Here is a 13,936-nt window from a genome sequence, read left to right as displayed (position 1 = left end):
GAGCAGCAGATGAATTTTCAAAAACAAGAGCAAACACCCCTAAAAAAACCTGTGTTCCAGTGGGTATTAACGCATGTCAGACCATATCGTTTTTGGGTTTTTCTCTGTATCGTTACTTCTCTGATCGTAGCGACAGTCGAAATTTGGATGGGAATCTTAATTAGAACGATGGTAGAAAATACAAATGACTATCAAAAGCTAGTAAGCTTCGCTACCTTGATTTTCGGATTAACGATTGTCGGTTTTATTTCAAAATATTTCATAAAATATTCAGCTGTAAAATTTAGCGCAAATGCTCTACGAGATTTAAAAAATAATGTTACCTATCACATAGAAAAAATGCCTATTTCTGCGGTTGAAAAATATCATACGGGAGATATTACTTCTCGCTTAACAAACGATGCCACGTTATTGCAGAATTTTTTGCAACAACATTTCTATCAAATTTTTTATATGCCTGTTATTTTTGTTGGTGCCCTTTGTTTGTTAGTTTCTACCAATTGGAAATTAGTTGTGTTAAGTATCTCCATTTTGCCAGTAGCAATTTTGATTATGGGTGTTTTGAGTAAACCTTTACGAAAATATACAGAAGAACTACAACAGCACCTAGGAAAAGCTAACTCAATAGCCCAAGATACTGTGTCAGGTATACATATGGTAAAAGCTTTTAATTTAGCGGATGTGTTATTTGAGAAATATTCGTCTACTATGGCTAACGTTTTGCAAAAAGGAATTTTGGTAGAAAAGAAGCGAGCATGGATGACTGCCCCTGGTATGTTGCTTTTCTCTGCTCCAATCGTCTTTTTTGTAGCATACGGAGGATACTTAATTCAAACTGGGGAATTAGATCTAGGAAATTTAGTCTTGTTCAGTTATTTGCTTAACTATATTATAGAGCCACTTTCTCTCATGCCTGTATTATTTGCACAAGTACAAGAGGTATCGGGCGCATCGAAACGTATGTTCGAAATCTTAGAACAGCCGATTGAACAAGAGGATAAGCCTCGATTGGACATGGACCCACATACACAACCAGTTGTTTTTAAAAATGTATCATTTGCCTATGATGGTCATGAAAAAATATTGGATCGGGTTAGCTTTACCTTGTCTGAAAATAAAACAATCGCATTAGTAGGCGCTAGTGGTAGTGGAAAAAGCACAATCTTAAAACTATTATGTGGTTTTTACCCTATAACACATGAAAATGAAGACAGCAGCATTACAGTTTACGGGCACACTCTACGGGAATGGAATCCTACCGACATGCGAAAGTATATTTCCTTGGTCTCTCAAGAAACATATCTTTTTCCAGTTACGATTGCCGAAAATATAGCATTCGGCAAACAAGATGCTACAAGAGATGAGATCATCGCCGCGGCAAAAGTAGCAAATGCTCACCAGTTCATCATGGAGCTTCCTGAAGGTTACGAAACGATCGTTGGGGAAAGAGGTTCACGATTATCAGGGGGACAAAAACAGCGCATTGCAATTGCTCGGGCTATCTTAAAAGATGCACCTATTCTACTTTTAGATGAACCAACCTCCGCATTAGACACCCAATCTGAAGCAATGGTACAAGAAGCACTAGAACAGATGATGAGAAATCGTTCGGTTCTCGTTGTTGCTCATCGCCTCTCAACGATTAAAGATGCTGATGAGGTATTGGTAGTAGATAAAGGACATATTGTCGAGAGTGGGACACATAATGAGCTACTTTCAAAAAATGGAGTGTATGCGAGACTATACAAAAAGCAATTTATTGCTGAAGAGCATGGAAGGATGGCAGAAGAGGAGGTATACTCATGTTCATAAAAAAATGGCTGAACGAACTTGTATATCTGCTATCTTTTATGGGTGCTAGAAAGAAGAAATATATTTTTGGTATGTTAGGCGATGGTTTCATTCAGGCTGGTATCGTGATCGTTTTACCGTTTGTATTTAAGGATTTAACTGATTTTGCAAGCGGCAAGGATACTACTTTGTTAATTCGAGCAGTAATCATGGTGAGTGGGACACTACTTCTAGTAAGTATCTTGTCACCTACATTTAGTTATATATATCGTCGTACAGTCAAAGAAGTAATGGCTGATGTAAGACTTATGTTATTTAAACAAGTAGGGAGATTTCCATCCCGTTACTATGAACAGCATCATTCAGGCGATATTATGTCCAGATTGAGTAATGATTTACTGACAATGGAGCGAACGTATTCAGAGCATGTGAAGACGATTGCGATCGTTCTATTTTCTTTAGTAGGATCTTTGATAGGCATGTTTCTAGTAGATTGGCGATTTGCCTCCGTACTGGTCGTTCTTAGTGGAGTAACTCTCTATATTAATACACGATTTGCTAAATCAGTGCGCAAGATAAGTGATAAAACGCAGCAACAACAAGGAGTTTTGACGGAACGATTGAATGATTTTTTAGCAGGTCTCCCTATTGTTAAAATGTTCCATTTGCATCGTGTCGTAACGCGACGCTACACCGAAATGAATGGACAGGTAACAGCGTCTACCATTGAACAAGGACACAAAAATGCTTTGTTAGAAGGAACCAACTTTTTCATTAACTTTTTAAGCTTTGGTGGAATGCTGGTATTTGGGATCATTATGGTTGCACAGGATGTAATTGGTGTAGGATCTCTTGTAGCGATCATCCAACAGCAACTATTAGTAACATTAGGATTTCTTCACCTGGGACAGGTTTTATCTATCTTACAAAGCTCTCTTTCAGGTGCTTCTCGTGTAATCGAACTCCTTCAGGAACCAATTGAACCTGAACGTTATTCAGCCTTATCCGAAGAGCTACCACATCAAAAGGACAAGGTATTAGAAATGAATCAGGTTGTTTTTGAATATGATCCCGACGCTAAAGTGTTAGATCATTTTTCGTTCTCGATTGAAGAGGGAGAAACGGCTGCACTTGTAGGAGCAAGTGGAAGTGGAAAAAGCACGGTGATTAAATTATTACTGGGTTATTATCCAGCAAAAAGCGGCGACATTCGCCTGTTTGGCAAAACAATTGGGGAATATACACTTCAGGAAATGAGAAATCTGATCTCTTATGTCCCACAGGATGCCTATTTATTTGAGGGAACAATTGAAGAGAATATTCGCTATGGAAAACTAGATGCCACTCATGAGGAAATCGTTGAAGCTACTAGAGCAGCATATGCACATGATTTTATTATGGATATGCCAGATGGCTATGAAACGCGTGTAGGGGAACGTGGCGCCCTGTTATCTGGTGGTCAGCGCCAACGAATAGCCATTGCTCGGGCAATTGTAAAAAATGCGCCCGTTCTCTTATTGGATGAGGCGACATCAGCATTGGATTCGGGATCGGAGTATTGGGTGCAAAGAGCCTTAGCGGAACTGATGAAGGATAGAACAACATTGATCGTCGCACATCGCCTTTCAACAGTAGAGGATGCTGATATGATTTACGTTGTAGATCAAGGAAACGTGGCTGAGCATGGGCGCCATGAAGAACTTCTTAAGCAAAATGGTTTCTACTCTCGCTTATATAAGATGCAAACAAGTCTTTCAGAGGAGCATGAGTATAAAGCATCTACTGTTTAACCATTTTTCTCTCGTTGCAGAAATAACAACATACAGCTTGACACCAGAAAAAAGCTGGCTATAATTAATAAAAAGTAACTAAGTTTGAATGTTTGTTACAATTCATATGAAAAGCATTGAGAAGGATAGTAGATAATCATGTATGTGATAGAGAGCCGCCCCGAGGCTGGAAGGGTGGTGACGGACTGATTATTGAATGTCACCTTTGAGCTTTACTCGCCAAAGAATGAGGAAGAACGAGTAGTGAGTAACGGTTAGTCTCGTTAAAAGACTTGAGTCATAATATTGACTTACAGAGCTTGTTTTTGTGAAAAAGCAAGAAAGCTGAGTGGTACCGTGTAAAATATACACCTCAGAATGAAATGATACATGTCATTTCGTTCTGAGATTTTTTATTTTTATAAATGATGCAAAATTTCATATTTTCATTACTTGCAATGAGTAGGAGTAGTAGGAAGAGGCTCTAGATGCACAGAAATCCGTTCCACGGCTGAAAGAACGGTCACTATCTTTTTCCGAAGTCGCCTATGAGCTGTGTATGTGAAAAGCATGTAAAAAAGTAGATGCTCAAAGTAATATACACCGGATGATCCACGTTATCGGATGAAAGTCTCTGACTTCATAATGTCTAATCCTCGTGAGTGGATTAGAGAAACTGGGTGGTACCGCGAACCTCTCGCCTCAGTCATCATTTTTTTGATGATAAGGTGGGAGGTTTTATTTATTGATAAAAAGGAGAAGAAAAATGAAACAGTTATCATGGAAGGAACAGTTGTATATTGGACTTATGTTATTCGCTTTATTTTTTGGAGCAGGTAATCTAGTTTTCCCACCGGGACTTGGTTTTTCGGCAGGAGAGAATTTATGGCAGGCTATGCTTGGCTTTCTAATTACTGCTGTCGGTCTGCCTATCTTAGGGGTAGCCGCGATTGCTAAAAGTGGGGGATTAGATGTTTTAACGAATCGAGTTCATCCTATTTTTGCTGTGATATTCACCTTGACAACTTACTTATGCTTGGGACCCTTTTTAGTTATACCTCGTGCAGGTAACGTTGCATTTGAAATGGGAGTTGTCCCCTTTTTACCTGATTTTTTGCGCGCCAATTCTTTCACTTTATCGGTATATACGTTCATTTATTTTGCTATTAATTTTTGGCTCTGTCTCAATCCTTCCAAAATGTTTGCTCGGATTGGAAAAATTTTAACACCTATTTTACTTACCATGATTACAATTATTTTTATACAAAGCCAGTTTCACCCGATTGGCGATTTTGGAAAACCAGCTGAGGCATATCTACAGTCCGCTACATTTAAAGGCTTTATGGAAGGTTATATGACAATGGATACACTAGCTGCATTACTATTTGGAGGAGTTATCGTTGCAGCTTTTGAGAGAAAAAATATTTCTAATAAAAAACAAATTGCCCGTCTTACCATGAGAACAGGAGTATTTGCTGGTTTACTATTAGCTCTCATTTATCTCATGCTAGGTTACTTGGGATCGGTTAGCCAAAGCCTATTGCCTTCTTATCAAAATGGAGGAGAGATTTTGACGGCTGTTTCCACTTATTTATTTGGACAATATGGAACGATCTTATTAGGAACAGTATTTACACTCGCTTGTGTTACAACATCTGTTGGCCTGATAACCTCCTGCGGACAGTATTTTGCGAAGCTTATGCCACGTTTTTCTTATACCGTTTGGACAGGAATTGTATGCTTTACGAGTATGGTTATTGCTAATTTAGGACTAAATCAAATTATTGTTTTTTCTGTACCAATTCTGTTAGTGATCTATCCATTAACAATTGTTTTAATCGTTTTATCATTTGGACATTCCCTTTTTAACGGATATAAATCAGTTTATAAAATGAGCTTGCTGGGTACGGCTATGATTAGTTTAGTAGACGCCCTGCAGCAAAGCCATATAGATGTCTCGTTCATTACAGATGTATATCGCTACCTTCCGTTGTATGAGCAAGGAATAGGATGGGTGTTACCAGCGTTAGTAGGAGCGTGTATCGGTTTTTTATGGGGAAAAAGAAAAGAAAATCGGTTACAGTCTGGACAAAAAGAGAATATATCCCACTCGTCCCTATCACAAATAGAGGAAGGTCAGTAAATGACTAAAGCTTAGGGGCAAATCGCTTTGTATTAACAAGGCGAATATCAAGTTTATTTTGATAACGTTACGTAAAGGGACCCGTGTTAGAAAACAGTCGATTTCACGAGTAAGAAAGTGGAGTTGGCTGTTTTTTTGAAATCCTTACAATAGGTTACCAAAGGGTGCGAAGATTATGGTATATAACCAGGGAAACAATATCCAAGTATTCCTGATTATGACCATGATTTAGTCATGAAACCAGAAATAACTCTTTCAGATATCTACCATCAGTTAAATAAAAATTATGGCTATTACTATGGTAGTAGCGGTGAATATTTAATAAAAGAGCCTAAAGTAGAACGACTTCTAGCTATCATTAAAACATGGCTTAGAGATGGAACCCGTGGTTTTTTTGATGGTCAAACGTATTTTGGTGAAGGTATTTGATGGCTTCTTGGCTTTAACAAATATTCCTACTTATTCGCCCACTCTGACGAATTTCATCTCTTATCAAAGACAAAAGTAAATATAAAATTTATGGTTTAATAAAGAGGAGAATCATTCAATTGTGTGGAGTTAGTATAGTTTCATGGACACCTCTTAGTTAAGTTCTTACAATGAACTTATAGGAGATGAGTACGGATGAAACAAAATAGTACAAACAAGAAATACAAGGAAGATTTTAAAAGAACAATTGTAGACCTTTATCATTCTGGTCACAAGGTAAAGAGTTTATCTAGCGAATATGGCATATCAGAAGTAACCATTTGTAAATGGGTGAAAGAATTTACTCCTTTTGGAGAAGGAGTAAAAGCCATTACACCAAAAGAAGTCGCTGTTATGCAGAAAGAAATGCTCCGATTGAAGCAAGAAAATGAAATTCTAAAAAAGGCTATGGCCATATTCGCGAAAAAATAGACGTAGCTGAGTTAAACCAATTCATTGAGACGAATAAAGAAAAGCATCCTATCCAGATTATGTGTGAGGTACTAAATATACCAAGGCGCACTTACTACTCCTATAAGAAAGAAGCTTCCCCTCGTGAAAATGAAAACCAGCAGATTACGAAAAGAATCATGCAAATTCACCTGGAAAGTAAGGGACGTTATGGTGCTCCAAAAATCACTTTCTGCTAAGAAGTGAAGGTGTTTCTATTAGTTTGAACAGAACTCAGCGACTTATGAAAAAGGCAGACATTCGATCAATTACAAGGAAGAAATTCCGCCCGCAATCAAGTAAAGATAGAGTAATAGAAAGACCTAATATACTAGATCAAGACTTTACAACAACATCTAGTAACGAGAAATGGGTAGCAGATATTACCTATATCCATACTCTTCAAGATGGATGGTGCTATTTGGCATCCGTTCTTGATCTACATTCAAAGAAAATTGTTGGATACTCTTTTTCTCAGAATATGACAGTAGGGTTCGTTTTACATGCGTTAGAAAATGCATACGTCACTCAAAAAACCGCAAAGGGTTTCGTGCTTCATACCGATTTAGGTACACAGTACACAAGTCAAGATTTCGCACAGCGTGTTGAGGAATACCACATAATTCACTCATGTAGCAAAAAGGGGTGCCCCTATGATAATGCCTGCATGGAGTCATTTCATGCTATACTGAAAAAAGAAGAAGTAAACCATGTGACGTACATAGATTATAAGTCAGCAAAGCTTGCGCTTTTTACATATCTAGAAGGCTGGTACAATCGCAAACGGATACATGGAGGTTTAGGATACAAAACACCACAAGCAGTAGAAGATTTGCTGAGAAACGTATCCTAGCACTTAACTTTTTTGTGTCCAAGATATTGACTCAGATCCATCAGAAACAAAAAGTAGGGAATAAATTAACTTTAAAAAGGGCAGAACTCCATTTAAAAACTCAAATAATTTTATATTAACCTAGTATTCTCTGTACACGTTTTAGACATTTTGTGCCGAAAATCACAATTATATGGTTTGTAAATAGCAGAAAGTTCCTTAATCAAAGGAACTTTCTGCTATTTATTAAACAAAAAAACGAATGATAAAGTGATGTTACAAAAAATAATGAAATTTATTCCAACCATAAAGAAATATGCTTTATGTTGGTAAGATTTCATTACATCTACAATAGAAAAGAGTCGATACGATGAAATTACCTAAAATGTATACGTGCTTACTAGCAACCGCACTCCTCGGTCAATTCACCACCTATCCAGAACTATCACATGCGGCTTCAAGCGAGAAAGAAGTAATCAACGACCAAGACGCTAATTTTAAAGGCTTATTAGGCTACTACTTTACTGATAAAGAGTTAAAAGAAACCGCTCTGATTTCGAATTCAGAGTCTGGTGATCTATCCGTTGATAACGATCAAATCGATGATATGTTACCTGATGAATTAAAACAATTTAAATCCGCTATGTGGACAGGATTTGTAAAAGCAGGAAAATCAGGTGAATATACTTTCTCCACGTCAGATAATGACCACACCATATTATGGATAGATGATCAACAAGTCATCGATCAATCCTCCTCTACGCAAAAAATCTATCTAGAAAAAGGGAAGCTATATAAAGTAAAAATAACCTATAAGCCAGAATCCCCTACAGCTAACGAATTTGGCTTACAGCTAAAATGGATAACTCCTGCAGGAAAGAAAGAAATAATTCCAGAGGGAAATTTACTTCTACCTGACATAAAAAATCAACCAGAGAATGAATCCAGTAGAAAAAAAAGAAGTATTTCAGCAACTTCTGATGACGGAGTCGAAGATACTGATGGTGACGGCATCCCTGATTCGTTAGAAAATGAAGGATATACCTTGGATATCAAGAATAAAAAACTCACCCTGATGCCTTGGATTGAAAAAGTCCATGGAAAAAAAGTAACGAGATTTGGAGAACCGTTAACAAAATATACATCCTCTGCTTATAAATGGAGCACGGCTTCTGATCCATATAGCGATTTCGCGAAAGTATCAGGAATCATTGATAAGAAGGTAAAAGTGAGACATCCGTTACTTGCTGCGTATCCTAATTTACAGGTCCATATGGACAAATTCATTATTTCGAAAAATAGAAATGAAACGCTAGAAAATGGGGGAAATGCAAGTAACACGATCAGTGGAAGTACGTCCACAAGCAATACTCATTCAACAGAAGTATCTGTTGGAGCTGAAGTCAATGTTTCCTTATTTAACTTTGGTGGAAGTGTATCCACTAATTTTAGCGATAGCAATTCACAGACAGTAACCATCGATCATTCGAGTTCAGAGAGTTTGGGAAGGAACTGGTCCAAGAGCATAGGTTTAAATGCAGGAGAAGCTGCCTATTTCAACGCGAATATCCGATATGTTAATAATGGTACAGCTCCTATCTATGAAGCAGCACCTACTACTTCTCTCGTACTAGGTAAAAACGATACCATTGCAACGATAAAAGCAAAAGAAAACCAGCTAGCAAATGTAGTGTTACCAGACCGTTTTTATCCAAGCAAAGATCAAGCAGCCATTTCCCTACAAACCAAAGACGATTTTGGGTCCAGCCCCATCACAATCAACAAGGATCAACTTGATATTCTGGAGCAGACAAAACAAATGCGATTGGAAACAGACCAAGTTTCCGGTTATGTAGGTGTAATCGATCCTAAAACAAAATTAGTTGAGGTAGATAAAGATAAGCAGTGGAGTCATATCATCCCTCAAATCGAGGAAACAACTGCTCGATTGATCTTAAAAACACCAGACGATTCAGAAATAGAAAGACGAGTAGCTGCCGTTGATCCTGATGACATGATCGAACAAACGAAGCCAGATGTTACATTAGGAGAAGCGCTCCAATTAGCTTTTGAATTTGAAGACAAGAACGGAACATTATCTTACAAAAATACGAGTATAGATGATTTTAAATTGGTGTTTGATGAAGAAACAGCTGAAAATATAGAAAAACAATTAGAAGACATGGAAACAAAAAATATCTATGATGTCCAATTACATGCTCGCATGAATATACTAATCTCACCGAAGAAGGATGAACCTACAGATGATATTGAGTTATCTAGTTGGGAAATAGATGGGGAAGAAAATTACTATAAATATGATGTGCTGCAAACTGGTTGGCAAACGATAGATGGGAAAAAGTATTATTTTAATGAAAATGGTGTGTTAGAACCCAGCAGAATAATTGAGGATGGTACCTATCAAATAAAAACAGCAGTAAAGAATACCAGTCTAGTTGATTGGAATAGAAGCGATAATAATATCACGGTGTGGGAAAATCTCAATGGCAGTAATCAAAAATGGAAATTAGAATATGATGACTCTCATAAAGCGTATGTAATTAGAAGTTTAGAAAATAACGATCAAATTATGGCTTGGAATGCTTATCAGGATTCAACCAATGTATTTGCTACACCGTTTGAAGGGAAGGCAGAACATTTTTGGATTCCTGAATCGATAGGTAATGGTTTCTATATTTTAAAAAACAAGAAAGATCCTACTAAAGTGTTAGATGTAGATGGTTCGGCTACTTCAAACGGGTCTAACATTCAGGTACGTGATTATAAAGGCACTGATAATCAAAAGTGGGAATTAGAACAAATGCAAGCAAATTAAATTGCCAGTCAACGTTTGTACAGTGAAATGAACTGAAGTTGATAAATTAGCCTCTCTCTATACCATAGATGTCAAAAATAGCCCTCTTTTACCTAGTAATCACATATTAGATGTACTAAAAAAGAGGGTTGTTTTTCTTCGAGTGCACGGATAGACATTGATCTATTTTTCACTGTCTATTTAGACCCAACTATCTTCTAGGATTTACTACCTGTAAGGAGGAATTTAGATGCAACACAGAAATAAAATGCTGAAAGTCCTGGGTACAACTACGATGCTATTGGCTTTAACAGCCACTTCTCCAGCGTTTTCCTATATTACTCATGCCGCAAATGGAATACATGATGTAGAAGATAAAAAGAAAGAGGATAAAGAAAAAAAAGAGAAAGAAGATAAAGAAAAGAAAGAGCGAGAGAAAAAAGCCAGAGAAGAAAGAATGAAAGAAATTAGTAAAGGAATTGTAACAACAGAGTTTAACAGTGAAGAAGAACAACGATTACAAGATACCCAAGCCCTATTAAAAAAACTTTCGCCTGAAGTATTGGAAATGTATGAAAAGGTGGGAGGAAAAATTCATCTGACAGATAAAAGTATTGCAGAAAATCCTACTGTCCGGGATATCAGTGAAAAAGAAAAGCAGATAAAAGATAGCGAAGGAAATGAAGTTTCCTTAGATTCTCATTTTGTATTTTCAATAGGTGGTAAAAACCCAGCTCTGATTATCCATACAGAAGAGTATTCGGAAAGCCACACCAAAAGCAAAGAGGTATATTATGAGGTAGGAAAAGCAATCGCTCGTGACACGTTAGGAGAAAATACTTTTGTAAATGAAACGTTTTTAGAAGCTGTACATCAAGCAAAAGCAGACGAAGATGCAAGCGCGTTACTCCTTTCACATCTACCTCCTCATGAAGGTGAGTTTGATACCACATATGTGAAAGAACACATCAATGAATTTCGAGAGGTGTTTGCACAAGCATTTTCGTATTATTATGAACCTAGCTATCGACCTGTATTAAAAGCTTATGCACCAGAAATGTTCAGGTACATGGATGACATGAGCAAAAAAGGATTTAATGAAATTAATACTCAAGTAAAGGAAAAACAAACAACTCCATTAGACTTTAAAAGTGATATAGATGCTGCTAAAGAATTTGGAGCTAAAATAAAACTTTCGGATACTGTAGTGACAAAAGAAGACAAAAAATTTATGGATGGTTATGTAGCATATGGCCCAATGTTAAATAGGATTTTAAGAGGGGTTGACAAACATCCCGGAATTTCTGATATTGATATGTTCATTCATGGGATCGATAGTCTCTTTAAAAAAGAAGAAGCAAAGCTTCCTAATGATCTTATTGTATATCGAAGAACTGATGAAAGGGAATTTGCTCTTCCAACTGGGTCTCTATTCACCAAGGATGGAAATGTTAATCATGATGCAATTAATAAGCTAAAGAAATTAGAAGGTAAAATAAAAACGGATAAAGGGTTTATTAGCACATCACTAGCTCTTAATAATGTTCCTTTAGGTGGAAATCAAGAATCAATCCTGATACAAATGAAACTTCCAAAAGGGACTCCTGCAATTTACATGGATAATAGCTGGCTTGAGTTATTATTAAAAAGAGATTCTACTTATAAAATTATAAATGTTAAAGGTATTGTTTTAAATGGTAAGATTGTAGTCAATATAGAAACTGAGTTAGTATCAGAAAAACAGAAAAAATAAATCATATCTCAAAGGAAGAGCCCCTTTCAAATTGAAAAGGGGCCTATCTTACGTTTACAACAAATTGGTCCTCAAAAGACAACTGAACCTTACCAAAAACCCTATTTATCCGCTATTTTTTCAATCTTTGAGGCAAGTGCTATTGGTGGAATTGACCAAGTCCATGCTGTTGCAAATACATTCAACTTTTCACCCACAGCAAAATCGTCATTAGTAGATACGGGAACTCTTATAATTTTATTTTGAGATGCTAATTCCCACCAATTATCTTTATAGGAAAGTGCTTCTTCTTGTGTAGAAGTATTTGCCACAACCATATACATATCATCAATAGAAATAACGTAGCCGGTGAAAGGCTGTTGTTCCTCTTTCTCAATAGAAGAGATAGAAGCATGCTGTAATGCGGATTGGTTTGAATCCGCAAAAGCTGGTGCTACTCCCATCGTAAATCCGAATCCTAATGTAAGAGTAGTTACTGCCGCTATTAATTTGTTTTTTGACATTTTCATAATTATGTCTCCTCCTTATATTTTGTACGTACATAGTAGAATTTCTTTTTCCACTCCTAAAAACCTTTATATATTCAAATATTTAACATATATGTCAATAATTAGAGAAAATAAACTTGGCTGAATTTTTTATCGGTTGCATCAAAGTAGAAAGGTAAATTGTGGATTATATCAATGAGGATACAGACAAAAAGACTTGCTGATAATACTTTAAAATAGTAGAACATATTTTTTCATCTGAGTACTCATAGAAAGGAGTTAAGGAACCAGATTTGATTGTAACAGGTAACGAAGAGGTTTTGTCTGATTTTTCCGGAGATTATATTATTTTAACAACTGATACGCGTTCTCTTGAGGATTTGAAAACGGATTCGATATGGAAGAATCTAAGTGCCGTGATGAATGATCGTGTCTATATCTGGAAGCGTGATAAATCTTGGTACTTTGACCCCATTGCCACTCTCTCACAGACCGAGGAACTTGCTGAATGGTTGACTAGTGAGAAAAAGGCATCGTATTGAAACCTTTTAGGATTCGAGCACATTTTTGAATCTGCTTGTTTTGAAATAGACCGTCTCCTGACCTTATCAGGAAGCCGGCCTATTTACGTTTGAATGATGAAAGAGACAGGCATATCTATTTACATAAACATTTCGATTATATTTAATATGATGATTGTACCGCTAATCAAGGTTCCAAATTTTCCAAGATGAAAGGAGCAAATTTTTATCTTTCTCACTTTTCGCCCCAAAGTCACACTTATCCATAATGTAAAAAAGCTTGAAAGGGATGCCGTGAAAGTGATCGTAATGGCAGATAGATGATGAAAACGAGCACGTATTTTATTTACTAAGGTATAAACCGAAAAAGCAAGTAGTAAGATTGTTGCGTGTATTACTTTAAATTGACCAGCTTGATGACAATAGGTACATTCAACAGGGTTTATTATATGCGAAAGCTGTTTTGAAAAAATGTTTTCAAGAACCATCACATTTTTTCGATCAATCGCTAATAAAATAATTTGACTAACAATCACACTTACTAAGAACCCAGCTATGACAAGTGAAACCCAGTGACTGAAATAAATGCTACCTAGACTAACAAGAAAGTATATAAGAGGAATCCATATAGCTGTTACGTTAGAATTATGAAGTTCTCTTATACCATATGCTAAAGCAGCACCTACTTGATCAAGACTAGGAGACGAAGCAAGACCAACAATCAACAAAGTATTCATTGCAAGACACTCCTTTATTATGATGAACTTACTTGAGTTAATTACCTTTACTACTTGAGAATTATCTATATCATGAAAAAGCTTTTTCTTACTTGTATGTTACGAAAACGTTTAGAAAATGTGCGTATCGCCAGTGCCCAATGTTTACTTTATCTAAACAGATTAACAT

General features: G+C 36.5%; 9 protein-coding genes, 1 pseudogene and 1 other annotated feature. Of the genes and pseudogenes, 8 read left to right on the top strand and 2 right to left on the bottom strand.

Annotated elements, in window-relative coordinates; all coding sequences use genetic code 11:
* Window positions 1-9 precede the first annotated feature (9 nt).
* The 7 genes and pseudogenes from BrL25_RS22615 to BrL25_RS22585 all read left to right on the top strand — a co-directional run bounded on the left by BrL25_RS22615 (window position 10) and on the right by BrL25_RS22585 (window position 12,021).
* A complete protein-coding gene (locus tag BrL25_RS22615; protein WP_018672892.1) occupies window positions 10-1,812 on the top strand; it encodes an ABC transporter ATP-binding protein in 1,803 nt (600 codons plus the stop codon).
* The gene (locus tag BrL25_RS22610; RefSeq protein WP_018672893.1) at window positions 1,803-3,581 is read left to right on the top strand and encodes an ABC transporter ATP-binding protein; all 1,779 of its coding nucleotides are present in this window, start codon (window positions 1,803-1,805) and stop codon (window positions 3,579-3,581) included. Before BrL25_RS22615 ends, BrL25_RS22610 begins: the two co-directional genes overlap by 10 nt.
* 107 nt (window positions 3,582-3,688) lie before the next feature.
* Window positions 3,689-3,939 (top strand) — a binding site (T-box leader).
* 387 nt (window positions 3,940-4,326) lie between these two features.
* The gene (gene brnQ, locus BrL25_RS22605) at window positions 4,327-5,703 is read left to right on the top strand and encodes a branched-chain amino acid transport system II carrier protein (RefSeq protein ID WP_018672894.1); all 1,377 of its coding nucleotides are present in this window, start codon (window positions 4,327-4,329) and stop codon (window positions 5,701-5,703) included.
* A gap of 234 nt (window positions 5,704-5,937) precedes the next feature.
* On the top strand, window positions 5,938-6,132 hold the full coding sequence (locus tag BrL25_RS22600) for a hypothetical protein (protein ID WP_018672895.1): 195 nt from the start codon (window positions 5,938-5,940) through the stop codon (window positions 6,130-6,132).
* A gap of 195 nt (window positions 6,133-6,327) precedes the next feature.
* Window positions 6,328-7,474: pseudogene (locus BrL25_RS22595) on the top strand (IS3 family transposase).
* Between the two features lie 349 nt (window positions 7,475-7,823).
* On the top strand, window positions 7,824-10,289 hold the full coding sequence (locus BrL25_RS22590) for a binary toxin-like calcium binding domain-containing protein (RefSeq protein ID WP_099327291.1): 2,466 nt from the start codon (window positions 7,824-7,826) through the stop codon (window positions 10,287-10,289).
* Window positions 10,290-10,518: 229 nt separating this feature from the next.
* On the top strand, window positions 10,519-12,021 hold the full coding sequence (locus BrL25_RS22585; protein ID WP_099327290.1) for an anthrax toxin lethal factor-related metalloendopeptidase: 1,503 nt from the start codon (window positions 10,519-10,521) through the stop codon (window positions 12,019-12,021).
* A 101-nt stretch (window positions 12,022-12,122) separates the two neighbouring features.
* Here the strand turns inward: BrL25_RS22585 and BrL25_RS22580 are convergent, their stop codons facing one another.
* Window positions 12,123-12,530: a DUF3221 domain-containing protein gene (locus tag BrL25_RS22580; protein WP_018673039.1), complete on the bottom strand. Its 408-nt coding sequence runs from the start codon at window positions 12,528-12,530 to the stop codon at window positions 12,123-12,125.
* 272 nt (window positions 12,531-12,802) lie between these two features.
* On the opposite strand from BrL25_RS22580, the gene BrL25_RS22575 reads away from it, so the two are divergent.
* Window positions 12,803-13,051: a TroA family protein gene (locus BrL25_RS22575; protein ID WP_018673038.1), complete on the top strand. Its 249-nt coding sequence runs from the start codon at window positions 12,803-12,805 to the stop codon at window positions 13,049-13,051.
* 119 nt (window positions 13,052-13,170) lie between these two features.
* On the opposite strand, the gene BrL25_RS22570 is transcribed toward BrL25_RS22575, so the two are convergent.
* The gene (locus BrL25_RS22570) at window positions 13,171-13,767 is read right to left on the bottom strand and encodes an MntP/YtaF family protein (protein ID WP_018673037.1); all 597 of its coding nucleotides are present in this window, start codon (window positions 13,765-13,767) and stop codon (window positions 13,171-13,173) included.
* Window positions 13,768-13,936: the final 169 nt, after the last annotated feature.

It is taken from the genome of Brevibacillus laterosporus DSM 25 (genome assembly GCF_002706795.1).
GTDB lineage: Bacteria > Bacillota > Bacilli > Brevibacillales > Brevibacillaceae > Brevibacillus_B > Brevibacillus_B laterosporus.
The sequence above is the reverse complement of the archived record's forward strand: the minus strand, read 5'-3'. Positions and strand labels throughout refer to the sequence as shown.